This window comes from Pseudomonas nicosulfuronedens, from assembly GCF_005877905.1.
Lineage (GTDB): Bacteria > Pseudomonadota > Gammaproteobacteria > Pseudomonadales > Pseudomonadaceae > Pseudomonas > Pseudomonas nicosulfuronedens.
Genome location: NZ_SWDV01000011.1, coordinates 175,672 through 199,110, shown reverse-complemented (window position 1 = coordinate 199,110; position 23,439 = coordinate 175,672). Strand labels below are relative to the sequence as shown.

25 protein-coding genes are annotated in these 23,439 nt (G+C 66.0%); 18 read left to right on the top strand and 7 right to left on the bottom strand.

Annotated features, from left to right (window positions below; all coding sequences use genetic code 11):
• Window positions 1-45 precede the first annotated feature (45 nt).
• The gene (locus tag FAS41_RS11610; RefSeq protein ID WP_138522310.1) at window positions 46-1,035 is read left to right on the top strand and encodes an NAD-dependent epimerase/dehydratase family protein; all 990 of its coding nucleotides are present in this window, start codon (window positions 46-48) and stop codon (window positions 1,033-1,035) included.
• Window positions 1,036-1,141: 106 nt separating this feature from the next.
• Here FAS41_RS11610 and FAS41_RS11605 read toward each other — a convergent pair whose 3' ends face one another.
• A complete protein-coding gene (locus tag FAS41_RS11605; RefSeq protein ID WP_246084866.1) occupies window positions 1,142-1,432 on the bottom strand; it encodes a hypothetical protein in 291 nt (96 codons plus the stop codon).
• Window positions 1,433-1,696: 264 nt separating this feature from the next.
• Here FAS41_RS11605 and FAS41_RS11600 point away from each other — a divergent pair, with 264 nt between their 5' ends.
• The 4 genes from FAS41_RS11600 (at window position 1,697) to FAS41_RS11585 (ending at window position 5,527) form a co-directional block, all read left to right on the top strand.
• The gene (locus FAS41_RS11600; protein WP_138522306.1) at window positions 1,697-2,536 is read left to right on the top strand and encodes a kinetochore Spc7 family protein; all 840 of its coding nucleotides are present in this window, start codon (window positions 1,697-1,699) and stop codon (window positions 2,534-2,536) included.
• Window positions 2,537-2,726: 190 nt separating this feature from the next.
• Complete coding sequence (feoA, locus tag FAS41_RS11595) at window positions 2,727-2,954, top strand: ferrous iron transporter A (protein WP_024762599.1); 228 nt, start codon at window positions 2,727-2,729, stop codon at window positions 2,952-2,954.
• A 6-nt stretch (window positions 2,955-2,960) separates the two neighbouring features.
• Window positions 2,961-5,255 carry a Fe(2+) transporter permease subunit FeoB gene (gene feoB, locus FAS41_RS11590; protein ID WP_138522304.1) on the top strand — a complete coding sequence of 765 codons (2,295 nt, stop codon included), beginning with the start codon at window positions 2,961-2,963 and terminating at the stop codon, window positions 5,253-5,255.
• The gene (locus tag FAS41_RS11585; protein WP_138522302.1) at window positions 5,255-5,527 is read left to right on the top strand and encodes a FeoC-like transcriptional regulator; all 273 of its coding nucleotides are present in this window, start codon (window positions 5,255-5,257) and stop codon (window positions 5,525-5,527) included. Before feoB ends, FAS41_RS11585 begins: the two co-directional genes overlap by 1 nt.
• Before the next feature lie 203 nt (window positions 5,528-5,730).
• Here the strand turns inward: FAS41_RS11585 and FAS41_RS11580 are convergent, their stop codons facing one another.
• From FAS41_RS11580 to FAS41_RS11570, 3 genes are read right to left on the bottom strand one after another with little or no spacing between them, the layout of a single operon-like run.
• The gene (locus tag FAS41_RS11580; protein ID WP_138522300.1) at window positions 5,731-6,780 is read right to left on the bottom strand and encodes an alkene reductase; all 1,050 of its coding nucleotides are present in this window, start codon (window positions 6,778-6,780) and stop codon (window positions 5,731-5,733) included.
• A 33-nt stretch (window positions 6,781-6,813) separates the two neighbouring features.
• Window positions 6,814-7,977 carry an MFS transporter gene (locus FAS41_RS11575; protein WP_138522298.1) on the bottom strand — a complete coding sequence of 388 codons (1,164 nt, stop codon included), beginning with the start codon at window positions 7,975-7,977 and terminating at the stop codon, window positions 6,814-6,816.
• A 46-nt stretch (window positions 7,978-8,023) separates the two neighbouring features.
• Window positions 8,024-8,353 (bottom strand): ArsR/SmtB family transcription factor, encoded by a 330-nt coding sequence (locus FAS41_RS11570; RefSeq protein ID WP_138522296.1) that lies wholly within the window; start codon window positions 8,351-8,353, stop codon window positions 8,024-8,026.
• Window positions 8,354-8,482: 129 nt separating this feature from the next.
• On the opposite strand from FAS41_RS11570, the gene FAS41_RS11565 reads away from it, so the two are divergent.
• Window positions 8,483-9,076, top strand: a complete 594-nt coding sequence (locus tag FAS41_RS11565) for an acyl carrier protein phosphodiesterase (RefSeq protein ID WP_138522397.1) — start codon at window positions 8,483-8,485, stop codon at window positions 9,074-9,076.
• A gap of 75 nt (window positions 9,077-9,151) precedes the next feature.
• Entirely contained in the window at window positions 9,152-10,012 is an 861-nt protein-coding gene (locus FAS41_RS11560; RefSeq protein WP_246084863.1) for a universal stress protein, read from the top strand.
• Between the two features lie 137 nt (window positions 10,013-10,149).
• On the opposite strand, the gene FAS41_RS11555 is transcribed toward FAS41_RS11560, so the two are convergent.
• Entirely contained in the window at window positions 10,150-10,917 is a 768-nt protein-coding gene (locus tag FAS41_RS11555) for a lysophospholipid acyltransferase family protein (RefSeq protein ID WP_138522294.1), read from the bottom strand.
• Window positions 10,917-11,672, bottom strand: coding sequence for an L-ornithine N(alpha)-acyltransferase (olsB, locus tag FAS41_RS11550; RefSeq protein WP_138522292.1), 756 nt, complete (start codon window positions 11,670-11,672; stop codon window positions 10,917-10,919). Before olsB ends, FAS41_RS11555 begins: the two co-directional genes overlap by 1 nt.
• 148 nt (window positions 11,673-11,820) lie before the next feature.
• Here olsB and FAS41_RS11545 point away from each other — a divergent pair, with 148 nt between their 5' ends.
• The 5 genes from FAS41_RS11545 to FAS41_RS11525 all read left to right on the top strand — a co-directional run bounded on the left by FAS41_RS11545 (window position 11,821) and on the right by FAS41_RS11525 (window position 15,839).
• Window positions 11,821-12,717, top strand: coding sequence for an acyl-CoA dehydrogenase middle domain-containing protein (locus FAS41_RS11545; protein WP_138522290.1), 897 nt, complete (start codon window positions 11,821-11,823; stop codon window positions 12,715-12,717).
• A gap of 105 nt (window positions 12,718-12,822) precedes the next feature.
• Window positions 12,823-13,608 carry an oxygen-binding di-iron domain-containing protein gene (locus FAS41_RS11540; RefSeq protein WP_138522288.1) on the top strand — a complete coding sequence of 262 codons (786 nt, stop codon included), beginning with the start codon at window positions 12,823-12,825 and terminating at the stop codon, window positions 13,606-13,608.
• 116 nt (window positions 13,609-13,724) lie between these two features.
• Window positions 13,725-14,852 carry a serine hydrolase domain-containing protein gene (locus tag FAS41_RS11535; protein ID WP_138522286.1) on the top strand — a complete coding sequence of 376 codons (1,128 nt, stop codon included), beginning with the start codon at window positions 13,725-13,727 and terminating at the stop codon, window positions 14,850-14,852.
• On the top strand, window positions 14,849-15,196 hold the full coding sequence (locus FAS41_RS11530; RefSeq protein WP_138522284.1) for an amidase: 348 nt from the start codon (window positions 14,849-14,851) through the stop codon (window positions 15,194-15,196). Before FAS41_RS11535 ends, FAS41_RS11530 begins: the two co-directional genes overlap by 4 nt.
• Window positions 15,197-15,239: 43 nt before the next feature.
• Window positions 15,240-15,839, top strand: a complete 600-nt coding sequence (locus FAS41_RS11525) for a YceI family protein (protein WP_138522282.1) — start codon at window positions 15,240-15,242, stop codon at window positions 15,837-15,839.
• 276 nt (window positions 15,840-16,115) lie between these two features.
• On the opposite strand, the gene FAS41_RS11520 is transcribed toward FAS41_RS11525, so the two are convergent.
• Window positions 16,116-17,636 carry an MFS transporter gene (locus FAS41_RS11520; protein ID WP_138522280.1) on the bottom strand — a complete coding sequence of 507 codons (1,521 nt, stop codon included), beginning with the start codon at window positions 17,634-17,636 and terminating at the stop codon, window positions 16,116-16,118.
• 107 nt (window positions 17,637-17,743) lie between these two features.
• On the opposite strand from FAS41_RS11520, the gene FAS41_RS11515 reads away from it, so the two are divergent.
• The 6 genes from FAS41_RS11515 (at window position 17,744) to FAS41_RS11490 (ending at window position 23,293) form a co-directional block, all read left to right on the top strand.
• Window positions 17,744-18,649 (top strand): LysR family transcriptional regulator, encoded by a 906-nt coding sequence (locus tag FAS41_RS11515; protein WP_138522278.1) that lies wholly within the window; start codon window positions 17,744-17,746, stop codon window positions 18,647-18,649.
• Between the two features lie 112 nt (window positions 18,650-18,761).
• Window positions 18,762-19,337, top strand: a complete 576-nt coding sequence (locus tag FAS41_RS11510; protein ID WP_138522276.1) for a YceI family protein — start codon at window positions 18,762-18,764, stop codon at window positions 19,335-19,337.
• Window positions 19,334-20,491 carry a phospholipase D-like domain-containing protein gene (locus FAS41_RS11505; RefSeq protein ID WP_138522274.1) on the top strand — a complete coding sequence of 386 codons (1,158 nt, stop codon included), beginning with the start codon at window positions 19,334-19,336 and terminating at the stop codon, window positions 20,489-20,491. The genes FAS41_RS11510 and FAS41_RS11505 overlap by 4 nt, the downstream gene beginning before the upstream one ends.
• Window positions 20,492-20,525: 34 nt before the next feature.
• Entirely contained in the window at window positions 20,526-21,818 is a 1,293-nt protein-coding gene (locus tag FAS41_RS11500) for an acyltransferase family protein (RefSeq protein ID WP_138522272.1), read from the top strand.
• Window positions 21,819-21,978: 160 nt separating this feature from the next.
• Window positions 21,979-22,566: a GNAT family acetyltransferase gene (locus FAS41_RS11495; RefSeq protein WP_138522393.1), complete on the top strand. Its 588-nt coding sequence runs from the start codon at window positions 21,979-21,981 to the stop codon at window positions 22,564-22,566.
• Window positions 22,567-22,714: 148 nt separating this feature from the next.
• Window positions 22,715-23,293, top strand: a complete 579-nt coding sequence (locus tag FAS41_RS11490; RefSeq protein ID WP_138522270.1) for a DUF2846 domain-containing protein — start codon at window positions 22,715-22,717, stop codon at window positions 23,291-23,293.
• Window positions 23,294-23,439 lie beyond the last annotated feature (146 nt).

Sequence of the window (23,439 nt, the reverse complement as noted above, 5' to 3'; positions counted from 1 at the left end):
GGCGGCTGGTAGAGTCGCCGCATTACAAGAACAGGAGTGGCGTGCATGAAGATTCTGGTCACCGGGGCCAGTGGGTTCATTGGCGGGCGTTTCGCCCGTTTTGCCCTGGAGCAGGGGCTGGCGGTGCGGGTGAACGGACGTCGCGAGGAGGCGCTGCAACCGTTGGTGGCGCGCGGGGCCGAGTTCATGGCCGGCGACCTGTCGGACCCGGCGCTGGTGCGCGCGCTGTGCAGCGATGTCGATGCGGTGGTGCACTGCGCCGGAGCGGTGGGCGTATGGGGCAGCCACGAGTACTTCCACCAGGCCAACGTGGTGATGACCGAGTCCATCGTCGAGGCGTGCCTGAAGCAGAAGGTACGGCGGTTGGTGCACCTGTCGTCGCCGTCGATCTACTTCGATGGCCAGTCCCACGTCGGCATCACCGAGCAGCAGGTGCCCAAGCGTTTCGCCAATCACTACGGCTCGACCAAGTACCAGTCCGAACTGGTCGCCCTCGGCGCCCAGGAGTTCGGCCTGGAAGTGCTGGCGCTACGCCCGCGTTTCGTCACCGGCGCCGGCGACACCAGTATCTTCCCGCGGATGATCGCCGCGCACCGCAAGGGCCGCCTGCGCATCATCGGCCAGGGTCTGAACAAGGTCGATTTCACCAGTATCCAGAACCTCAACGACGCCCTGTTCACCAGCCTGATGGCAGGCGAGGAGGCGCTCGGCCAGGCCTACAACATCAGCAACGGCCAGCCGCTGCCGCTGTGGGACGTGGTGAACTATGTATTGCGCCGGCTGGACATGCAGCCGGTGGAGCAGCACATGCCGTACGGGCTGGCCTACAACGTGGCGTTGCTCAACGAGGGTGTGTGCAAGATCCTGCCCGGCCGCCCGGAACCCACCCTGCATCGCCTGGGGATGGCGGTGATGGCCAAGGACTTCTCCCTGGACATTTCCCGCGCCCGCCAGTACCTCGATTACGACCCGCAGGCGAGCCTGTGGGATGCGCTGGACGAGTTCTGCGACTGGTGGCGGGTGCGCGGCGCGTAAAGGCTCTTCGTAGGATCGAGGGGGACGCCTAGTCCTTGCTCGCGAACAGCCCGAGCTCCGCTGCCATGCGGTTCGCGAGCAAGCTCGCTCCTACAAGGGAAAATGTCTAGCGCGGTGCGCGAGCACCGCCACGCAGCGGGCCGGAGTACTGCTGATCGCCGCCGCCCTGCATTGGCAGGAAGCTCGGCTCCTGCACCACGCGGGGCAGCTTCACACCGCTGAGCTCGCTCAGCCGTTCGCCCAGCTGACGGGTCTCGTCCCGCGCGGAATCGGCGCAGGCGCGCAACATCCGCTCGATGGCGTCGCTTTGCTGGTACTGGATATCCAGCGCCTGTTCTTCACGCAGCCGACGGCGCAGTTCGCGCATGCAATCCAGGATGGCCTTGTTGAGTTCGATCACCCGACTTCCTCCCCCGCGAAGGGCGCCAGAGCGGCGCCAAGTACTGGGAGCCGGAGCAAGGGGCGTGCCACGATGTCGCAAAGCCACTATTGGCGGGTCGCCTGGGGAACTGCGACCTCCGTCACGGGTCTTCTGTGCGCCGACGAGGTGCGTGACGCCCTGTGATGGCACGCTGCTCCCAGGCTGCTCTCAGAGTCATGCGAACGGATATACTGCGCCCTGCGCAGGCAACACGCCGCTTTATCCCCACAGGTTCATTCCATGCGTAACGACACGTTCGACGAATTCGATGATGTGCCCCACCTGTCCACCGACGCTGCCGACCGCGACGAGTTCGGTCATCACCCGCGCCGCGTGGTCGAGCCCAACGGCCGCCCGCAGCCCCAGCCGGTGAAGCGTGGTGGCGGTACCGGAGCGCTGTGGGCGCTGGTCGCGGCCATGGCCATCGCCCTGGCCGGCGTGGGCTGGTGGAGCCACCAGCAACTGCTGCTGATGGAGCAGCAACTGATCGCCACCCAGGAAAGCTTCGCCAAGATCAGCGAGGAAGCCGCCGGTCGCCTGGATGACATTCGCGGCAAGTTCGTCGCCAACGAATCCAACGGCATGACCGATCGCGAGGCGCTGAAGTTGCAGGTCAAGCAACTGCAAGGGCGTCTCGCCGAACAGGCCAAGGCGCAGCAGACCTCCCTGTCGGAGTTCGACGGCGCCCAGGGCAAGCGCCTGGCGCAGGTCAGCGCCGACCTCAAGGCCCAGCAGGAAAGCGCCGCGCTGCTGATGTCGCAACTCGACGTCAAGCTCAAGTCCATCACCGACGAGCAGGCCAAGTACAAGAACCTGCAGGCCGACCTGGCCGCCGCCAACCAGCAGATCCAGGCCCTCAACACGGAAATCGCCAACCTGAAGAAGGACGGCAGCCAGGCCAAGGCGATCAAGAGCATCCAGGACGATCTGTTCGTGCTGCGCTCCGAGGTCGACGGCCGCCAGGGCCAGGCCAGCAGCGACACCAAGGAGTTCGATGTCTTCCGCATCCAGGTGATGCGCAACATCAACACCCTGCAGCAGCAGATGCAGAACCTCCAGCAGCAGATCAGCACCCGCTGATTGCCCTGCCGATGAAAAGCCCCCGCGCCGAAAGGTCCGGGGGCTTTTTTCTGGCCATCCCTCTTTGGGGGTAGTGAGGGCAATTCTTGTCTTGAATCAGTTTCAGGTACGGCTTCGAGGCGAATAATCGCTAACAAATGAGAGTCATTCTGATTCTCCTCTTGTTCGATCATTCGCCCGGAGGCTTCCCATGCACGATCTTCAAGCGCAACGCCGGTACCGCATTGCCGGTTACCGGCCCGGGATCGGCGCCGCCTTCCGCCAGCGGCTGTTCTCCATGGGGCTACTGCCTGGCGCCGAGTTGAAGGTGCGCCGCGTGGCGCCGCTGGGCGATCCGGTGCAGGTCGATACGCGCCAGTGCAGCCTGGTGCTGCGCCGCCGCGACCTGGCTTTCCTCCAGCTCGAAGCGCAGGACTGATCCACCATGGACGAACTGCGCATCGGCCTGATCGGCAACCCCAACGCGGGCAAGACCACCCTGTTCAACCAGCTCACCGGCTCGCGCCAGCGCGTCGGCAACTGGGCTGGCGTCACCGTGGAGCGCAAGGAAGGCAGCTTCCGCACTGCGCGGCACAACGTGCGCCTGGTAGACCTGCCCGGCACCTATTCGCTGACCACGCTGTCGACCCAAGCCTCGCTGGACGAGCAGATCGCCCGGCGCTGCATCGTCGATGGTGAGGTGGACGTGCTGGTCAACGTGGTGGATGCCACCAACCTGGAGCGCAACCTCTACCTTACCGTGCAGTTGCGCGAGATGGGGCTGCCCTGCGTAGTGGCGCTGAACATGCTCGACATCGCCCGTACCCAGGGCCTTAACATCGACCGCGAGGCGCTGGCGCGGGAGCTGGGTTGCCCGGTGGTGCCGCTGGTCTCGACCCGTGGCGAAGGCATCGACACGCTGAAGGAAGCCATCGATGGCGTGACGGCACAGCCGCCGCTGCAAGTGCCGTATCCCGCCGCGCTGCGTAATGCCGTCACCCAACTGCTGCCTGTTGACGCGCCGCCGACCCAGGCCTGGATGGCCTTGCTGGCGCTGGAAGGCGACCTGCACAGTGCCCGCCAGCTCAAGCTCGACCCGGCGAGCCTGCTGGCCGCACGTGACGCGATCCGCTGCGCCTGCGGCGAAGACCCGGAACTGCTGCTGGTGGACGCGCGCTACCGGCTGATCGGCGAGCTCTGCGAGCGCGCCAGCAACCACCGCGAGGCCGCACCCCATCGCCTGACCCAGATGCTCGACAGCATTGCGCTGAACCGCTGGCTGGGTATTCCGGTGTTCCTCTTCGTGATGTACCTGATGTTCTTCTTCGCCATCACCCTGGGCGGGGCGCTGCAGCCGATCTTCGACCAGGGCTCCTCGGCACTCTTCATCGATGGCATCCAGTGGCTGGGTGCCCGTACCGGCTCGCCGGACTGGCTGACTGCGCTGCTGGCCCAGGGCCTGGGCGGTGGCATCAATGCGGTGCTGCCGCTGATTCCGCAGATCGGCCTGATGTACCTGTTCCTCGCCCTGCTGGAAGACTCCGGCTACATGGCCCGCGCGGCCTTCGTCATGGACCGCCTGATGCAGGCCCTCGGCCTGCCGGGCAAATCCTTCGTGCCGCTGATCGTCGGCTTCGGCTGCAACGTGCCGTCGATCATGGGTACCCGCACCCTGGACAATCCGCGCGAGCGGCTGATGACGTCGATGATGGCGCCGTTCATGTCCTGCGGTGCGCGGCTGGCGATCTTCGCGGTATTCGCCGCGGCCTTCTTCGGCCAGAACGGCGCGCTGGCGATCTTCTCGCTGTACCTGCTGGGCATTGTCGTTGCGGTGCTGACCGGGCTGCTGCTCAAGCACACGCTGATGCGCGGCGAGGCTTCGCCCTTCGTCATGGAACTGCCGCTGTACCACGTGCCGCACCTGCGCAGCCTGCTGCTGCAGACCTGGATGCGCCTGCGCGCCTTCATCGTCCGCGCCGGCACCGTGATCATCCTGGTCAGCCTGGTGATCGGTGGCCTCAACAGCGTCACCCTCGACGGCCGTCCGGTGCAGGGCGACATCGCCGACTCGGCGCTTTCCAGCCTCAGTCACAAGGTCACGCCGCTGCTCAAACCCATGGGCGTGCACGAGGACAACTGGCAGGCCACGGTCGGCCTGGTCACCGGTGCACTGGCCAAGGAAGTGGTGGTCGGCACCCTGAACACCCTGTACACCGCCGAGCATATCCAGGGAGAGGCCTTCGATGCCGACGCCTATGACCTCTGGGGGCAACTGAAACAGGCTGGTGCGGATACGCTGGATGGCCTGCGCGATGCGTTCAGCCTCAGCGTGCTGGCCAACCCGGTCGCCGCGAGCATGGCCGATGGCGAGATGGAGGAGGGCTCCATGGGCACCTTCGCCGCCAAGTTCGGCAGCCCGTTGGCCGCCTACAGCTACCTGGTGTTCGTGCTGCTCTACGTGCCCTGCGTGGCAACCCTCGGCGCGCTGACCCGCGAGAGCGGTCGCGGCTGGATGACCTTCGCGGTGCTCTGGGGTCTCAACGTGGCGTATTCGTTGGCGACCCTCTGCTACCAGGTCTTCAGCTTCGCCGAGCATCCGCAGTACAGCACGGTGGCCATCGGCCTGGTGCTGGCGTTCAACCTGGTGCTGTTCCTGATTCTGCGCTGGGTCGGCCGGCGCGGCCTGGAGCTGGATGGCGAGCGCGAGTTGCGCGCTGCACCGGCGGGGAGCTGCCACTGATGGCCACGGCAATCGCGGTGCGCAACCTGCTGGGGGAGATGGGCGAGGCGGATGTGCCCACCCTGGCCCAACGCCTCGGCGCTTCGAAGGCCCTGCTCGAAGCGCTGCTGGAGAGGCTGCTGGCGATGGGCGTGGTGGAAAAGGTCGCCGCGGAGCCCGCAGCCTGTGGGTGCTGCAAGGGCTGTGCGGAGGCGACGCGGTGCGCGACGACGGGGTATCGCCTTTCCCGTCATGATAGAGCCACCCCTTTGCGCTGGATCAGCTCTTCGTAGGAGCGAGCTTGCTCGCGAACCGCCGCTCCGGGTGGACCAATGTAGGAGCGGACTCTGCCCGCGATGGGCTTCCGGTCAACTCGGAGCGGTCAGCAATCGATCGCGGACGGAGTCCGCTCCTACGCAGGGTTGCTGACCTGTGCAGAAATGAAAAGGGCGCCTTCAAATGAAGGCGCCCTTTTCGTTGGCGCTGGACCCGGCCCTTACAGGCGCGGGTAATCCAGGTAGCCGACCGGGCCCTTGGCGTAGAAGGTCTCCGGGTGCGGCTCGTTCCAGGCGGCGCCTTTCTGCAGGCGGGTCACCAGGTCCGGGTTGGCGATGAACGGAATGCCGAAGGCAACCGCGTCGGCCTTGCCGCTTTCCAGCCACTCGGTCGCGGATTCCTTGGTGAAGCGCTCGTTGGCGATGTACACGCCACCGAAGATTTCCTTCAGTTTCGGGCCGATGCTGTCGTCAGCGGCTTTCTCGCGGGTGCAGATGAACGCCACGCCACGCTTGCCCAGCTCGCGAGCCACGTAGCCGAAGGTGGCCAGCGGATCGGCGTCGCCCATGTCGTGGGAGTCCATGCGCGGAGCCAGGTGCACGCCGACACGGCCGGCGCCCCAGACGCCGATCACGGCATCGGTGACTTCCAGCAGCAGGCGCGCGCGGTTCTCCACCGAACCGCCGTACTGGTCGGTGCGCTGGTTGGTGCTGCTCTGCAGGAACTGGTCGAGCAGGTAGCCGTTGGCACCGTGTACTTCCACGCCGTCGAAGCCGGCGGCCTTGGCGTTCTCGGCACCGATGCGGTAGGCCTCGACGATGTCGGCGATCTCTTCGGTCTCCAGGGCGCGCGGGGTGACGAATTCCTTGATCGGGCGCACCAGGCTGACGTGGCCGGCCGGCTTGAGGGCGCTCGGCGCCACCGGGGTTTCACCGTTCAGGTACAGCGGATCGGAGATGCGGCCCACGTGCCACAGCTGCAGCATGATGCGACCGCCATTGGCGTGCACGGCCTTGGTGATGTTGGTCCAGCCGCGCACCTGATCGTCCGACCAGATGCCGGGAGTGTCCGGGTAACCGACGCCCATCGGGGTGACCGAGGTGGCTTCGCTGAGGATCAGGCCGGCGTCGGCGCGCTGGGTGTAGTACTCGGCCATCAGCGCATTGGGCACGCGGCCTTCGTCGGCGCGGCAGCGGGTCAGCGGGGCCATGACGATGCGGTTGGGCAGTTCCAGGTCACCGATGACGATGGGATCGAAAAGCGTGGTCATTGCGTTACTCCAATACGGGGTGAGGGTGGAGGATCAGTCGAGGACGGGTTGCGTCTGGTTGGGCTTGCCGCTGAAGGCGATCATCACCGCGATCAGCGCGAGTACGGAGAGCACGGCGCCGGCCAGGGGCACGCGGGTCAGGCCAAGGCCGTGGTTGATGACACTGCCACCGACCCAGGCGCCGATGGCGTTGCCGACGTTGAAGGCGCCGATGTTCAGGGTTGCGACGAGGTTCGGTGCGGCACCGCCGACACGCACCACGTTGACCTGCAGGGCCGGCACCGCGGCGAAGGCGGCGGCGGCCCAGATAAAGAGGGTGATCTCGGCCGGGATCAGCGAGGCGCTGGTCCAGCTCAGCACGGTGGAGACCACCGCCATGGTGGCGAACACGCCGGCCAGGGTGGTGCCCAGGCGCCAGTCGGCGAGGCGGCCGCCGAGGATGTTGCCCAGGGTCAGGCCGAGGCCGATCAGCACCAGGCTCCAGGTGATGCCGCGCGGCGAGACCTGGGTGACTTCGCCCAGCAGCGGTGCGACATAGGTGAACAGCGCGAAGACGGCGGCGGAGAACAGCACGGTGGTAGCCAGCGCCAGCCACAGTGGGCCGTTGCGCAGCGCGGCGACTTCCTTGCGCATGTCCACGGCTTCTTCGTCGTGCTTCCTGGGCAGCACGCTCCACAGGCCGATGAGTGCTAACACGCCGATCAAGGTCACTGCCCAGAAGGGCGAGCGCCAGCCGGCGATCTGGCCCAGCGCAGTGCCGGCTGGTACGCCGAGCACGTTGGCCAGGGTCAGGCCGGTGAACATCAGGGCCACGGCGGAGGCCTTGCGGTTGGCCGGCACCAGGCTGGCGGCGACCACCGAGCCGATGCCGAAGAAGGCGCCGTGGCACAGGGCGGTGATGATCCGCGCCAGCATCAGCAGGCCGTAATTGGCAGCCACCGCGCAGAGCAGGTTGCCGAGGATGAAGATGCCCATGAGCATCAGCAGCGCAGTCTTGCGCGGCAGGCGGGCGGTGAGCAGGGCCATGATCGGCGCGCCGATGGCGACGCTGAAGGCATAGCCGCTGACCAGCCAGCCGGCGGCGGGAATGGTCACCGAGAGGTCGCCCGCGACCTCGGGCAACAGGCCCATGATCACGAATTCCGTGGTGCCGATGGCAAACGCGGACAAAGCGAGGACGAGAAGCGAAGTGGGCATGTGCCTGCTCCTGGAGAGTGGGATTGTCTTGGCTGGCAGTAGCCGGTTACAGCGCTTCGCTCAGGTGGCGAACAAAGGCCTGGATGGTGTCTTCATTGCGTTTGAAGAAATTCCACTGGCCGACTTTTCGACTGGTCACCAGACCCGCGCGCTGGAGGGTGGCCAGATGCGCGGAAACGGTGGATTGCGACAGACCGGTGCGCTGGTCGAACTTGCCGGCGCAGACGCCGATCTCGAAGGATTGGTGCTCCTGCTCGACGAAGAACTGCTCCGGGTCCTTGAGCCAGTGCAGCATGTCGCGCCGCACCGGGTGGGCCAGGGCCTTGAAGATTTCGTCGAGGTCGATGCCAGGATCGAGAGGGGTTTGTTCAGTCATGGGGCACATCGGTATATCGCGTTGAGACGAACTATATATCGGTCAAAAACGATATGAATTCGTTTGGGGCGATAGTAATGATCGACACCCGTGATAGTAGCCGTTGACCACCCGCGCTACTCTCTGCCCATGAACTACCTCGCGCACCTTCACCTGGGCGGCGACCAGCCCGCCCAATTGCTCGGCAGCCTCTATGGCGACTTCGTCAAGGGGCCGCTGGCCGGCCAGTGGCCCGCCGAGATCGAGGCGGGCATCCGCCTGCACCGGCGCATCGACGCCTTCACCGACAGTCACGCCCTGATACACAGTGCCAAGACGCGTTTCCCCAGCGAGCGCCGGCGCATGGCTGGCGTGCTGCTGGACGTGTTCTTCGACCATTGCCTGGCCCGCGATTGGGGGCGTTTCTCCGGCGAACCGCTGGAGCACTTCACGCAACGGGTCTACGGTGTACTGGGCCGTACGCCCGGCTTGCCGGAGCGTCTGGCGCGTATTGCACCGCGCATGGCGGCGCAGGACTGGCTTGGCAGCTACAGAGATTTCGAGGTACTGCAGGACGTGGTCGCCGGAATGTCCCGGCGCCTGTCCAGGCCGTCCCTGCTGGACGGCGCCTGGGAGGAGCTGGAGCGGTTGTACGAGCCCTTGAGCGACGACTTCCGTGAGTTCTATCCCGAGTTGCAGGACTTCGCCAGAAATCCGCCGAAATCGATGGACGGTCCGGCCTGACTTGATATGCGTCAACCGTCCGGCGGCCCATAGCGTGTGCAATAGACACATCTGAAGGACGACGAGAGGAGCAGCATGATGAAGTCGCTAATGATCGCAACGGATCTGTCCGGCCGTTCCGAAAAGGCTCTGCACCGTGCGGCAGCGCTCGCCAAGCGCTACGCCTGCCCCTGGACCGTGCTCTACGTGGTCGATGAGGACCAACCGGCGGCGCTGGTCGAACAGGAAGTTACCCAGGTGCGCATGATGCTCGAAGCGCGTCTGGTCGAACTCACCGAAATGGGCGGTACCTGCCCGAAACTGCTGGTGGAGCGCGGTGACCCGAATCAGCAGATTCTCGCTGCGGCGAAGAAGCTGGATTGCGAGATGCTGGTGATGGGCGCGCACCGCAAGAGCGTGCTGCGCGACATTTTTGTTGGCACCACCGTGGAACGAGTGCTACGTGCCGGACAGCTGCCGGTACTGGTGGTCAACCAGCCAGCGGGTGGCCAGTACCGCGATCTGCTGATCGCCCTGGATACGTCGCCAGCGTCGGCCCACGCAGTGGAAGTGGCCAACAACCTGGGCATGCTCGAGGGTGCCGTGCGCCGCGGCGTCTACGCCTTCAGCCCGCTGGCGAAGGGCATGATGCAGTACTCCGGGGTGAGCGAGGAGCGAATCGACGAATTCGTCAGCAGCGAATCGCGCCAGGCAGTGGATGAACTGAAGAAGTTCCTCCACGACGAGCACCTGGAAGATCGCATCGATGAACAACTGGTGGCCGTCGGGCTGCCGGGCAACGTGTTGCAGCGGATGGTCGACAAGCATCGGCCGGATCTGCTGGTCATGGGTACTCGGGGTATGGGTGGAGTCAAGCGTGCCCTGATCGGCAGTGTTGCCGACTACGCTCTGCGCGAACTGGATTGTGACATCCTGGTCGTGCCGCCGGAGGCTTGAGCCTGCGACGTCAGGAGACTGTTTTCAGGCTTCACCGGGCGGCTCGAGGGTGCCGCCCGGCGCAGTTTGAAAGCCGTTTCGTCAGAGTGGGAACCCGCCGGCCGTAGGTTACGGCGGGCTCCAATCCTTTCTTTTCGTCAGGCCGCAATGGCCGGCGCTTCCTGAACTTCACACACCACTGCGTGGATTGCCGCGTGCGCTTGCCTGGCCAACAGATTGCGGTCCTGGTGGGCACTGGACAGCACCGGCAGCAGGTGGATTTCCACGATTCCCCGATCATGGGCGAACAGACGCTTGAGGTGGCTGACCAGATCATCGTCACCGATGAAGGGTGCCAGTTCGCACGCTTGGCCGTTGCGGCGGTAGCGCAGCGCCACCGGCTGCACCGGCACACCGGCCTCGATGGCGCTGGCCATCAGGCGCCCATGGAAAGTGCGCAGTCCCTGGCCATCAGTGGTGGTGCCTTCGGGAAACACCAGCAACGAGCGGCCGCGCGACAGGTGCGTGGCGAGCTGTGCATTGATCATCCGGGAGTCGCCAGAACCCCGGCGGATGAACAGCGTGCCGGCCTTTTCCGCCAGCCAGCCGGCGACGGGCCATTGGCGTACCTCGGCCTTGGACAGGAAGGTCAGCGGCAGCAAGCCGCCCAGTAGCGGGATATCGACCCAGGACACGTGATTCGACACCCACAGCATCGGCTGGCCGGGTAGCTCGCCGTGCACCCGCAATTCGAAAGGCAGGGCACCGGACAGGCGCGCCAGGTACCAGCGCGTCAGGCGCTGGCGCAGTGGCATCCGGTCGCCAGGCAGACGTTCCAGCAGGCTGACGAAGCTGGCCAGCGCAAGGCCCACCAGCAGCAGTGCCAGCAGGCGGGCGACGCGCAGCCAGGCGCGCAGGCTGCGCATCAGACCGCGGCCTTGAAGTGGCGGGCGTAGCGCGGGCAGAGTTCGTCGCGCTTGAGCAGGATGAACACGTCGGCGACGCCGAAATCCGGGTCCCAGCAGGGCTCGCCGCAGATCTTCGCGCCCAGGCGCATGTAGGCCTTGAGCAGCGGCGGCAGCTCGGCGGTGAGATTGTCCGGCACTTCCATCGGCGGCAGCGGGGTCTTGGGCTCGGCGCGCAGGTTTTCCTGGCACAGATAGCGGTCACGCAGACGCTGCATCACGGCGCGGGCCTGGATGCCGCCATCGCGCATGGGGATGCTGGCGCAGCCCATGAGGTAGCGGTAGCCGCCTTCGTTGAGCACTTCGGCCAGCTCGCTCCAGAGCACGGCGATGGTGCCGCCGTTGCGGTAGTCCGGGTCGACGCAGGTGCGGCCGATTTCCAGCACCGGGCCCTGCAGGTTGTCCAGGCCGTCGAGGGCGAATTCCTCTTCGCTGTAGAAGCGGCCCAGGCGCTGGGCGGCGCGGTGGTCCAGCAGGCGAGTGGTGGCCACCAGCGCGCCGGTGTTGAGATCGCGCACGCCGATGTGGGCGCAGTGGCGGTCGTAGTCATCCATGTCCAGGCCTTGGTCCGCGCCGTTGAGCTGGGCGTCGAACTCGCTGCTGAATACTCGGTAACGCAGGGCCTGGGCTTCGCGCAGGGCGCGGGCGCCGCGCAGACGCACGGCCTTGAGGCGGCGTTCTGCCGGGGTGTCACAGGAGAGGGCGATCTGACTCATGCGAGTGCCTCCGTGAACCGGCCATGCGGGTTGCGGCCGGTCGGCTTTGTTGTGCAAGCTCAGGCTAGAAATGACCGGTGTCACGCCCATGACGGTGCGGTGATGCTTGTATGACAAGAACAACGACCTCGAAGGAAGGAGCGCCGCGATGCCCTGGAAATGCCTGCTCGGCCCGCAGGACCGGCTGACACCCGGACTGCCACTGGACGACTGGTACGCCGAACTGCTCACTCGCGCAGGCTGCGCCGGGAGCTTCGAGCTGGCGGCGCTCGGCGGGCGCCTGGCGACCTCACCGGGGCTGGCCTTTCTCGCCGGCTACCAGGCGGCGTTGCGCGCGCTCTGGCCGGCTGCCCCGCTCAGCCTCGGCGCGCTCTGTGTGACCGAGAAGAAAAGCGTGCGCCCTGCCGACCTGCAGACCCGTCTCGAAGGCCTGGTGCTGCATGGACGCAAGGACTTCGCCACGGCCGCCGACAGCGCCGCCTGGTGGCTGGTCGCTGCGCGTGACGAGGAGGAGGGCGAGCCCCCGCGCATCGCCATGACCGTGGTGCAGGCCGGCGCACCCGGCGCGAAGCTGGAGGCGCTGCCAGCCCTGCCGCTGATGCCTGACATTCCTCACGCGCGCCTGCTGCTCGACGGAGCCCACTGTGAACGCCTGCCCGGCGATGGCTGGGAGGCCTACAGCAAACCCTTCCGCACCCTGGAAGACACCCATGTGCTGGCGGCGGTGTGCGCCTGGCTGTATGGCCTGGCTGTGGAGCATCAGTGGCCGGCGGAGCTGAGCCTGCGCCTCACCGGTGTGCTCGCCGGTTGTGCGGAGGTCAGTCGGCAACCCGCTTCGCTGGCGGAAACGCACCTGCTGCTGGCCGGCGTGTTCAGCCTGTTCGAAGGCCTTGCCGCTGCACTGGACGCCGCTTTTGCGTCTGGTGATCCGGAGCTGGCAGCGGTGTGGAAACGGGACAAGGGCGTGCTCGCCATCGCCGGTGCCGCACGGGCCAGGCGACTGGAGAAAGCGAGGGTGGCAATAGGCCTTGACCCACGTCAGTGAGGGCTCGGGGAGGGGACGTTAGCCTTACAGAAGTTTCTGAGATACCAAGAAATTTCCGCAGGGCTACCCACTGTTTTCCCTCCCACTGCTTTAGGAAATCCCCTCATGCGACGCGAACCCATCGTGCTGTTCGACGACGGTAAACACCAATGCCTGTGTTTCGACGATCTGGTCAGCGGCGATGGTGTGCAATCCAACCAGTTCCTCATCGTCGACCACGACAAGCGTCTGCTGCTCGATCCGGGCGGCGACCTGACCTACACCCCGCTGTCCCTGGAGCTCTCCAAGCTGTTCCCGCTGCAGGACCTGGACTACATCTTCGCCTCGCACCAGGACCCGGACATCATCGCCGCGCTGGACAAATGGCTGCTGCACACCCGCGCCAAGGTCATCTGCTCCAAGCTCTGGGCGCGCTTCCTGCCGCACCTCACGGCGAGCTACCTGGCAGTCAGCCACGGCATCTCCACCTATGACCGCGTGATCCCGTTGCCGGACCGTGGCGAGTCGGTGCAATTGGGCCGCTGCCAGCTGAAGATGATCCCCGCGCACTTCCTCCACTCGGTGGGCAACTTCCAGGTCTACGACCCGATCAGCAAGATCCTCTTCTCCGGTGACATGGGCGCCTCGCTGGTGGACGACGCCAGCCCGGTGCAGGACTTCGCCGCCCACGTGCCGCACATGGAAGGCTTCCACCGCCGCTACATGGCCTCGAACAAGGTCGGCCGCCTGTGGGCCAACATGGTTCGTCGCCTGGACATCGAGATGATCGTCCCGCAGCACGGTCGGCCTTTCGTGGGCAAGCCCATGATCGGTGCCTTCCTCGACTGGATCTCCGACCTGCAATGCGGCATGGACCTGATGGGGCCGGACGACTATCAGGTGCCACGCTGACAGGCTCCGTGCTGACCGATTGCGCCAATCGTCCTTGATTACGGCACGATCGGCGCTTAATCCGTTATCTTCACCGTGCTAGGGTGCGGGCCGACCTGATAACAAGAGGCCCGCCGATGCCCTTTGCCCCCTTCCGCCCAGCGCTGCGCGCGCTGGCGCTGGCCACCTGCCTGCTCAGCAGCCACGCCCACGGTACTGAAACCTGGCCCGAAGCCGATTGGCCCCACGGCGCCACGCCCAGCGGCGCCGCCGTGCAGGCGTTCGAGAACTACACCTTCCCTACCCGCGATGACGGCACCCGCAAGGGAGTGCGCACCGACGCCGTGGTGGTCATCCGTGACGGCCAGCTGATCTACGAGCGCTACGCCGGCCCGACCCGTGCCGAAACTCCGCACCTGGCCTGGTCGATGAGCAAGAGCGTGATGGCCAGCGTGCTTGGCGTGGCCTTCGGCGAGGGCAAGTTCCAGCTCGACGACCCAGTCGCCCAGCATTACCCGGCCTTCGCCGACCACCCTGACATCAAGATGCGCGACCTGCTGCACTGGGCGTCGGGCCTGGCCTGGCAGGAAGAGTACGAGTACGCACCGGTGCGTTCCTCGGTGGTGGCGATGCTCTACACCCGTGGCCGCGATGACATGGCCAAGTTCACCGCCGGCTTTCCCGCCGACGCTGAGCCGGGCAAGCGCTTCCGCTACTCCAGCGGCGACAGCAACGTGCTCTCCGCCACGCTCAAGCAAATGGTCGGCAAGGACTACGCGAACTACCCCTGGACCGCGCTGTTCGAGCCGCTGGGCATCCAGTCCGCGGTCTGGGAACGTGACGCCAGCGGCACCTTCGTCGGCTCCTCCTACGCTTACATGACCGCTCGCGACCTGGCTCGCATCGGCCTGCTGATGGAACGCGGCGGACGCTGGAAGGACCGCCAGCTACTGCCACAGGACTGGCTGAAGTTCGTCCTCGCGCCGTTCCCGGAGTACCAGCCTGATCCGAAGAAGCCCAACGAAGCGGTGCCCGGCGGGCAGTGGTGGCTCAACCGCCCGGTGGCCGGCGCACCCGCGCCCTGGCCGGATGCGCCCGAGGACACCTTCGCCGCCCTCGGCCACTGGGGCCAGGCGCTGTATGTGATTCCCGAACAGAAGCTGGTGATCGTCCGCTACGCCGACGACCGCGACGGCAGCTACCAGCACGACGCCTTCCTCAAGCTTGCCCAGGCGGCCTTCGCCCACGGGGAGGTGCAGCCATGATCCGCCGTCATCCGATCCTCACCGCCCTGGTCCTGCTGTTGCTTGCCCTGGTGACCACGGCCTGGCAGAACCGCCTCCACCTCGCGGCCTTCCCCGGCATCATCGGCGCCTACACCGCCAAGGAGTACTGCTCCTGCCGCTACGTTATGGGGAACTCGGCGGACTATTGCCGGGCCTATACCAAGCAGTACGTGCCGACCAGCGCCTTCCTCGACGACGAAGCGCGCAAGCGGGTGACCGCCCGCGGCCTCGGCAGTACCCAGACAGCCGCCTGGCTCGGTGCGCGCGAGGGATGCCAACTGATGCCCCAGGCGGACGATTTGCCCGAATCGGGCAGCCACTGACGGGCGCGTTCCACGGAGCGGGGCGACCCGCTTCGGAGGAACGATGCATTCTTTTGTAACAGGAGCTGTGTGCGCGTTGCTGGTGCTGGCCAGCCCCCTGGCGCTGGCCGAATGGCAGCTGGACGGAGACACCTCGCGGATCAGCTTCGTCTCGGTCAAGCGCGGCAAGATGGCGGAGGTGCAGCGCTTCGACCGCCTCTCCGGGCAGATCGACGACCAGGGCGCGGTGCGCGTGGTGGTTCCGCTGGAGTCCATCGACAGCGGCCTGGCGCTGCGCGACGAGCGCATGCGCAATTCCTTCTTCGAGATCGAACGTTTTCCCGAGGCCATCATCAGCAGCCAGCTGGACCTGAGTCGTTACGAGGACCTGCAGGCCGGCCAGTCGCGCCAGGAAACCGTGGACTTCAACCTCGACCTGCACGGCCAGCAGCGCCGACTCAAATCCGAGGTACTGGTCAGCCGCCCCAGCGAGACCCGCATCGAAGTGACGACCCTGGAGCCGCTGGTGCTCAAGCTGATCGACTTCGATCTGGAAGAGAAGCTGGAGCCGCTCAAGGCAGTCGCCAACGTCCCCTCCATCACCCCCGAAGTGCCGGTGTTCGCGGTGCTGGGGTTCAGCCAGGTGATCAAGCAGGCGCCGTGATACCTGGCGGCGCAGCCCGCGATTCGCCGGGGCGCCAGCTCTGGGCAGGTTCGCGAGCAAGCTCGCTCCTACAGGGCGGATGCTCTTCGTAGGAGCGAGCTTGCTCGCGAATCGCACGGCACGAAATCAACCACGAGAGATGCCCGCTCTAGGCTCGCGCTGCGTTGGCCGGGAGATCGGAGTGGAAGCGAAAGCCGGAGCCCACGCTGCAACTGGAAGCGCCGATGACCACGAAGGTGAGCAGCAGGATGGTTTTCATGGGGACTCTCCTGTCATTCAGGATTGGACAGCCTCCAGTCTAGGCCGCACCGGCCGATGCGCACCGAAGGTGAGGAAGCTGCCCGCCGCGAACAGCCAGGCGCTGATCCCGCCGTAGCCGAGCACCCAGCCGAAGCCCTGAACCAGCGCCGCGCGGGCACCGTCCGGATCGTCCGTGCCCAATCGGCCGCTGGCAATGCTCGCCGCCAGTTGCAGCTTCTCACCACCCTCCGTGCCGTGGAGTGCGGCGGCGACGCCCCAGAGCAGGATCAGCCCCATCACCGCAATGTTGATCGCCAGGGAAATCATCCGTGCGCTCATGTCGATGCCCGAGGCCATGCCGGCGCGAGTGGCGGGAACCGCGGCGGTGGAGGTGTTGGTCACCGTGGTATTGGTCAGCCCCAGCCCGATGCCGGCCAGCATGCAGCCGGGCAGCAGGGTCAGCCAACTGGCGTGGTCCACGGCGCTGCCCCAGAGCATCAGGAAGAAGCCGGCGCCGATCACGAACATCCCGCCCGGGATCACCCAGCCGGGCTGGAAGCGATGCGCCAGGCGCTCGGCGATCGGCGGCACCACCAGTGTCGGCAGGGTATAGGCGAGCAGCGACCAGCCGGCCTTCACATCGTCGTAGCCGAGCACCCCGTGGTAGTACACCGGCAGGTAGATCATCAGCGGCCAGAAGCTCACGTTCATGCCCGCCGAGGCAAACATCGCGCCGGAGAAGGCGCGGATGCGCAGTACCGAGAAGTCGAACATCGGGTGGGCGACACGGCGCTCGATGAGGACGAAGGCGATCAGGCTGGCGAAGCTGAGCAGCAGGATCGCCAGCGCGGCAGGGCTGACGAAGCCCAGGTCGGCGCCCTGGGTGATGTAGAACACCGTGCCGAGTACGGCCAGCGACAGCGTCAGCATGCCGCCGATGTCCAATCGCTCGGCTTGCGGATCACGCGATTCCACCGCGCCGTACTGCGCCAGCGCCAGCGCCAGGGTCAGCAGGGCAAGTGGGCCGTGGACCAGGAACACCCACTGCCAGCTGGCCAGGGCGACGATGGCGCTGCCGACGATTGGCCCGAAGCCCAGGCCGATGCCAAACACCACGCCCCAGGCGGCGAAGGCTCGCACGCGCTCGGCCGGGTCGCTGAACTGGCTGGTGAGCACGGCCACCTGGCAGATCAGCATGACCCCGCCGGCCGCGCCTTGCAGGAAGCGCCCGGTGATCATGGTCGGCATGTCGCTGGCCAATCCGCAGAGCAGTGAGGTGACGCCAAACAGCGCCAGGCTGATGACGAACAGACGCTTGCGGCCGAAGCGATCGGCCAGCGTACCGGCGGCCATCAGCACGCTGGTGACGGCGATGGTGTAGGCGTTCATCACCCATTGCAGGTCCTGGAAGTCGCCGTGCAGCATGCGCTCCAGCGCCGGCAGGCTGGCCGGCACGCTGGAGATTTCCAGGCCGAACATCATCGAGGACAGACACACCGCCGCCAGGGCGATGAGGTTTCGGGGATTGCTGTTTCGGGGATTGCGCAGGGCAGTCATGGGGTGGGCTCCATAGAACGAACCACCATTGTCGAAAAGAACAGGGTTCCCCATTGGCTCCATTTCGTCCCATCATTGAGTCTTCTCAGGATTCAAAGAGCAGGCCGATGGATGACCGACTCGATGGCATCGCCACCTTCGTCCAGGTGGTCGATGCCGGCAGCTTTGCCCTCGCGGCGGAGCGCCTGAACCTCACGCGCTCGGCAGTAGGCAAGGCCATCGCCCGGCTGGAGGCGCGCCTTGGCGTACGTCTGCTGCAACGCACCACGCGCAGCCAGAACCTCACCGATGACGGCCAGGTGTTCTACGACAGTTGCGTACGCGCGCTGGCCGAGTTGGACGCTGCGCACACCGCGCTGGAAGGCGGGCGGATGGAGCCGCGTGGGCGCTTGCGGGTCAGCGTGCCGATCTCCTTTGGCCACCTTTGCGTGGTGCCGCTGATGCTGGCGCTGGCGCGGCAGCACCCGTCGCTGAAGATCGACCTGTCGTTCACCGACCGCCGTGTCGACCTGGTGGAAGAGGGCTTCGACCTCGCCGTGCGCATCGGCCCGCTGGGGGACAGCGCCACGCTCGCGGCGCGCAAATTGGGCGTGCAGTACACCAGCATCGGCGCGGCACCTTCCTATATCGCCGAACATGGCATGCCCGAGGCGCTGGACGATCTCGCCGGTCACTCGGCCATCAGCTATTCGGTCGCTGGCGTCACCTCGCCCTGGGACCTGCGCGACGACGACGGCCAGGCGAAGCGCATCGACATCGACCCGCAACTGAGCATGGACGACCTCCAGGCCATCACCGCCGCCGCTGTGGCCGGTTTCGGCCTGGCGCGCCTGCCGTCCTGGCTGCTGGCGCGGCACGTGAAGCTGGGCGAGCTGATGGTGGTGAAGGGCCGCTGCAATCTGCCGCCGCTGGAGATCCACGCGGTGTGGCCGAAGACCCGCTACATGCCGTCGAAGATTCGTTGCGCCATCGATGCGCTGGTCGCCGGGATACCCGCGCTGCTGGCCGACTGAACCATTGGCGCCGCTACCTGCCCAATGGGCTCGCTGGTCGGCCGGTTTGCAAGCCGACGGCGGGCCGCTATCGTTGGCCGTTGATCCATCCGTTTCTCATGTAAGGGATTTCATGCGCTCGCTGTTTGCCTTCCTCTTCGCGGCCTGCTTCGCCGCTTCCGCCCAGGCTGCCTGGTACCTCGATTACGAGTCCTCGCGGCTGACCTTCGTCACCACCAAGAACGCCGATATCGCCGAGGTGAACCGCTTCCTGGTGATGCACGGCAAGGTGGAGGAGCAGGGGCAGGTGGAGCTGCGCATCGAGATGGATTCGGTCAGCACCGGTATCCCTCTGCGCGATGAGCGTCTGCGCGACAAGCTGTTCGACACCGAGAAATTCCCCGAGGCGCGCATCACCTCGCGCATCGACCTGCGCCCCATCACCGATCTCGCCAGCGGCGTGCAACTGGAGACGCGCCTGCCGCTGCGTCTGGAGCTCAATGGCCAGGCGAAGGACTACCGCACCGACGTGCTGATCACCCGCCTGGACGAGCACCGCTTCCAGGTGGTGACCCTCTCGCCGCTGGTGATCAACGCCGCCGACTTCGGCCTCGCGCCGGGTGTGGCACAGCTGCGCAAACTGGCCGGGCTGAAGAGCATCGGCCTGTCGGTGCCGGTGGGCGCCGTGCTGATCTTCGCCTCGCGGTGAGCGGCCCGATCTTCCCCTGGCGGACGGGCAACCGTTTCGCCCTGCTCTGCGATGGCGAGCGCTTCTTCCCGCGCATGTTCGCCGCCATCGACAGCGCCGAGCGGCAGATCGAACTGGAGCTTTACCTGGTGGAAAGCGGCAGCTGCGCCGAGGCGTTGCTCGACAGGCTGCTGGCTGCCCTGGGGCGCGGCGTGAAGGTGCGCTGCCTGTTCGACGCCTTCGGCAGCCTGAAACTCTCCAGCGCCTGGACGCGCCAGTTGCTGGAGGCAGGCGGCGAGCTGCGCCACTACAACCCGCTGAACTGGAAGGCCGGCATCCGCAACCTGTACCGCGACCACCGCAAGCTGCTGCTGGTGGACGAGCGCATCGCCTATGTCGGCGGCACTGGCGCCACCGACGAGTTCTGGTCCGCGCGGGAGAACCGCAGCGACTGGCACGAAGTGATGGTGGAGTTGACCGGCAATATCGTCGCCGACTGGCAGCGCCTGTTCGAGCGCCAGTGGAATGCCTGCCTCGGCGTGCGCGCCTGGAAGCCCCGTGAGGAAGTCCTGCTGACCCGCCTGCCGCCGATCCCCAACTACGGTGAAGGCCTGGCGCGGGTCGCTTATGCGGACGCCGGCCAGCACCGCGACATTCTTCAGGCGCTGGTGCGCTCGCTGCGTGGCGCGCACCAGCGCGTGTGGCTGGCAACGCCGTATTTCCTGCCCACCTGGAAGGTCCGCCGCGCGCTGCGCAAGGCGGCCCAGCGCGGCGTCGATGTGCGCCTGCTGCTCACCGGCCGCCTCACCGACCATGCGCCGGTGCGCTACGCTGGTCAGCGCTATTACCCAGGGCTGCTGCGCGCCGGCGTGAAGATCTTCGAGTACCAGCCGCGTTTCCTTCATCTGAAGATGGTACTGGTCGATGACTGGGTCAGCGTCGGCTCCTGCAACTTCGATCATTGGAACCTTCGGTTCAATCTGGAGGCCAATGTAGAAGCGTTCGATCCGCAATTTACCGCGGCGGTGGCCGACTGCCTGGCCGCCGACTTCGCGCAGAGCCGCGAGATCGACCTGGGTTTCTGGCGCGCTCGCCCCTGGTGGAAACGCCTGCGCGAACGGCTGTGGGGCTCGCTGGACCGACTGGTGGTGAACTTCCTCGACCGCCGCCGATGATGTCGCAGGGTTGTCTGTCGAGTAGGAGAGCGGTGTGGAGAAGATTCAGAAGGAACGTTTCATCGGGCTGGAATGGCTGCGCTTCCTGATGGGCCTTTATGTGGTGATCTACCACACGCTGCACAGTTACCCGGCGGAGCAGAAATTCGCCGGCCTCGATGACCTCACCGCCCTCGGCTTTTTCGCCACCAGTACCTTCTTCGTGCTCTCCGGTTTCCTGCTCTGCCACGTCTACGTCACCGACGGGCACCTGCGCGAGAGCCCGCGCAGCTTCTTCACCAAGCGCCTGTCCAACCTCTACCCGCTGCACATCTTCTCGATCCTGCTGACTATCGCCGTGCTGCTGGTGGTGAGCGGGCAGGGCATCGGCCCGGACCTGGACCAGGCGACGCCGCGCTTTGTCATCTACGACACCAACGAGGCCATCGGCCGTCTGCAACCGGAGCTGTTCCACCACTGGATGAGCGACCGCGAGCTGCTGTTCAACAGCATCCTCCAGCTGACCATGCTGCAGGCCTGGAACCCCTATTACCTGACCTTCAACGCGCCGCTCTGGTCGCTGTCGACGCTGTTCTTCTTCTACCTCTGCTTCCCCTTCGTCGCGCCACGCCTGGCGCGGGCGAAGAACAAGTGGCGCTGGTTGCTGGCGCTGTGGGTGTTCTACCTGATCCCGCCGATCCTGGTGGTCGCCAGCGAGCAGTACGGCATGCCCTGGACCGGCCTGCTGCACCGCAACCCGCTGCTGCGCTTGCCGGAGTTCCTCAGCGGCATCCTCGCCTACGGGCTGTTCCGCGAGTACAAGGACGCCGGCCGCCTGCCGGGACGAGGGACGCTGGTGGCGATGGGCGCCTTCGTGCTGGGCAACTTCCTGGTCGCCGATTACCTCTACACCCACGGCGCCAAGTTCTGGTACTTCCTGCTGCACAACGGTCTGCTGCTGCCGGCACAGCTGATGCTGGTATACATGAGTGCGTTGCCGCACGATCCACGGAGCAGTCTGATCCGCCACTGGTCGCCGCGATTGGGGGCCGCCTCGTTGTCACTGTTCGCCCTGCACGTACCACTGTTTACCCTGTTCTCGCGCACCGAGAAGCTGATCCGCGCCCCGGGCGATTGCCTGGCCGACTGGGCGTTCTGCGTCGAGTCGGCGACCCATCAGCAGTTGTCGATCTGGCTGTACCCGCTGTTCCTGCTGTTCATGGTCACCAGCTGCGTGCTGGTGCAGGAGCGCTGCGTGGTGCCGGTACGCAAATGGCTGGTACGCCACCTGCTGCCGGCGCCGCCCGCACCGCCAGCCGCGCGGCGACGGGCGGTGACGGAGTCCTGAGGCGTGTCCGGCGGCCTCGCCCGTGAGCTGCCTTGAAACCTGGCGCGTAGGGATATGCTTCTGTCGCCGCTGGAGCTTCGGCTGGCTTCGCGACCCATGCTAGGTTTCAGCATCGCTGCCACCTTGCCGGTGGCGGCACCTGCGGACTGCCACCATGCCTCTGGATATCCGTCTGCTCAGTGGCGAAGCCCTTCGCCCGTTCATCGATGACCTGGCGCGACTGCGCATCACCGTGTTCCGCGAGTATCCGTACCTCTACGACGGCAGCCCGGACTACGAAGCCGGGTACCTCGACAGCCATGTGCGCTCAGCCTGGAGCCTGTGCGTGCTGGTGATCGACGAGGGCCGGGTCGTAGGGGCTTCGACCGGACTGCCGCTGCTGGACGAGGCGGAGGCTTTCCAGCAACCGTTCCTGGCGCAAGGCTGGAACCCGGAGCGAATCTTCTACTTTGGCGAGTCGGTGGTTCTGCCGGAGTACCGCAACACCGATCTCGACCGGCGCTTCTTCGAGGAACGCGAGCGCTTTGTGCGTGGGCTGGATCGCTTCGACTGGTGTGCCTTCTGCGCCCTTCGGCGGCCGCCGGAGCATTCCGCGCGACCTGCCGGCTACCGCTCGCCGGACGCCTTCTGGCTGCAGCGCGGTTTCACTCCGCAGCCCTCCCTGCAGACGGAGTACCACTGGCGCGATATCGGCGAGCAACGGGAGACTGCCAAGTCGATGATGTTCTGGCTCAAGGAACTGACCTGATGGATATCGCTGTTCAGAACAGTGGATCAGCGATCGGTATGCGCCGGTGACTCGGCCTGGCCGAGAAGTGATCGACCCGGACTTTCGACGGGTGGCAAGGCGTGAAGCGCTGGTTATGCTCCGGGGATAACCATAAGAGGGACTTTCCATGCTCCGAATGGCCCTGTGCGCCTTTCTCCTGATGCTCGCTGGTTGCAGCTCGCCCGGTGCGTTCTTCGGCGCGGTGGACGGGCCACCGTTCGGCGCGCTGCCTGCCGATGCGCAGCAGGCCACGGTGTACCTCTACCGGCCACAGAACCAGTGGTCTGACGAAGAGCTGGAAGCGCCCGGACTGTTCATCAACAACGAGCTGATCGGCAGCTTGCCGAGCAACGGCTACTTCGCCCTGAGCTTCGCCCCCGGCAGTTATCCACTGCAGATGCGTCGCCCGCTGCTGGGCAGCTTCTGGACCTTCTTTGCCGGTGGCAGCCTGGACTTTACCCTGATCGCCGGCTTCACCCTGGAAGCCCGCGCCGGTGAGGTCTACTACCTGCGCTACGACGAGACCCATACGCCGCCCAAGTACGAGCACACCGCTGGTCAGGGCGCCGGCCCGCTGCAACTGGTGGGCAAGGAGCTGGGCTCGCGGGAAATCCCCGCCACGCGGCAGGTGCAGGAGCCGGTGAGCATCGCCGCCAGCGGCAAGGAAGTCGAAGGGCCGGGCTTCTTCGAGCGCATCGGGCTCTGAGGTCAAGCGGTTGTCGGGACGCCCGCGGTAGCCGGATTCTACTCTTGCCTGGCTAAGGAATATTCGGCCTCCGCTTTGGGAATCCGTGCGATTTCGGGGTTCTGTCGACGGCAGAAGAATCGTGACTCCACTTTCAGGGAGTCACG

Excerpts from the sequence above, each read along its gene's own strand:
- FAS41_RS11560 (WP_246084863.1), top strand. The coding sequence starts at position 9,152 with ATGATGAAGTCGCTAATGATCGCAACGGATCTGTCCGGCCGTTCCGAA.
- FAS41_RS11540 (WP_138522288.1), top strand. The coding sequence starts at position 12,823 with ATGCGACGCGAACCCATCGTGCTGTTCGACGACGGTAAACACCAATGC.
- FAS41_RS11535 (WP_138522286.1), top strand. The coding sequence starts at position 13,725 with ATGCCCTTTGCCCCCTTCCGCCCAGCGCTGCGCGCGCTGGCGCTGGCC.
- FAS41_RS11525 (WP_138522282.1), top strand. The coding sequence starts at position 15,240 with ATGCATTCTTTTGTAACAGGAGCTGTGTGCGCGTTGCTGGTGCTGGCC.
- FAS41_RS11575 (WP_138522298.1), bottom strand. The coding sequence starts at position 7,977 with ATGCCCACTTCGCTTCTCGTCCTCGCTTTGTCCGCGTTTGCCATCGGC.
- FAS41_RS11565 (WP_138522397.1), top strand. The coding sequence starts at position 8,483 with ATGAACTACCTCGCGCACCTTCACCTGGGCGGCGACCAGCCCGCCCAA.
- FAS41_RS11600 (WP_138522306.1), top strand. The coding sequence starts at position 1,697 with ATGCGTAACGACACGTTCGACGAATTCGATGATGTGCCCCACCTGTCC.
- FAS41_RS11610 (WP_138522310.1), top strand. The coding sequence starts at position 46 with ATGAAGATTCTGGTCACCGGGGCCAGTGGGTTCATTGGCGGGCGTTTC.
- FAS41_RS11515 (WP_138522278.1), top strand. The coding sequence starts at position 17,744 with ATGGATGACCGACTCGATGGCATCGCCACCTTCGTCCAGGTGGTCGAT.
- olsB (WP_138522292.1), bottom strand. The coding sequence starts at position 11,672 with ATGAGTCAGATCGCCCTCTCCTGTGACACCCCGGCAGAACGCCGCCTC.
- feoA (WP_024762599.1), top strand. The coding sequence starts at position 2,727 with ATGCACGATCTTCAAGCGCAACGCCGGTACCGCATTGCCGGTTACCGG.
- FAS41_RS11510 (WP_138522276.1), top strand. The coding sequence starts at position 18,762 with ATGCGCTCGCTGTTTGCCTTCCTCTTCGCGGCCTGCTTCGCCGCTTCC.
- feoB (WP_138522304.1), top strand. The coding sequence starts at position 2,961 with ATGGACGAACTGCGCATCGGCCTGATCGGCAACCCCAACGCGGGCAAG.
- FAS41_RS11580 (WP_138522300.1), bottom strand. The coding sequence starts at position 6,780 with ATGACCACGCTTTTCGATCCCATCGTCATCGGTGACCTGGAACTGCCC.
- FAS41_RS11585 (WP_138522302.1), top strand. The coding sequence starts at position 5,255 with ATGGCCACGGCAATCGCGGTGCGCAACCTGCTGGGGGAGATGGGCGAG.
- FAS41_RS11520 (WP_138522280.1), bottom strand. The coding sequence starts at position 17,636 with ATGACTGCCCTGCGCAATCCCCGAAACAGCAATCCCCGAAACCTCATC.
- FAS41_RS11490 (WP_138522270.1), top strand. The coding sequence starts at position 22,715 with ATGCTCCGAATGGCCCTGTGCGCCTTTCTCCTGATGCTCGCTGGTTGC.
- FAS41_RS11570 (WP_138522296.1), bottom strand. The coding sequence starts at position 8,353 with ATGACTGAACAAACCCCTCTCGATCCTGGCATCGACCTCGACGAAATC.
- FAS41_RS11545 (WP_138522290.1), top strand. The coding sequence starts at position 11,821 with ATGCCCTGGAAATGCCTGCTCGGCCCGCAGGACCGGCTGACACCCGGA.
- FAS41_RS11530 (WP_138522284.1), top strand. The coding sequence starts at position 14,849 with ATGATCCGCCGTCATCCGATCCTCACCGCCCTGGTCCTGCTGTTGCTT.
- FAS41_RS11555 (WP_138522294.1), bottom strand. The coding sequence starts at position 10,917 with ATGCGCAGCCTGCGCGCCTGGCTGCGCGTCGCCCGCCTGCTGGCACTG.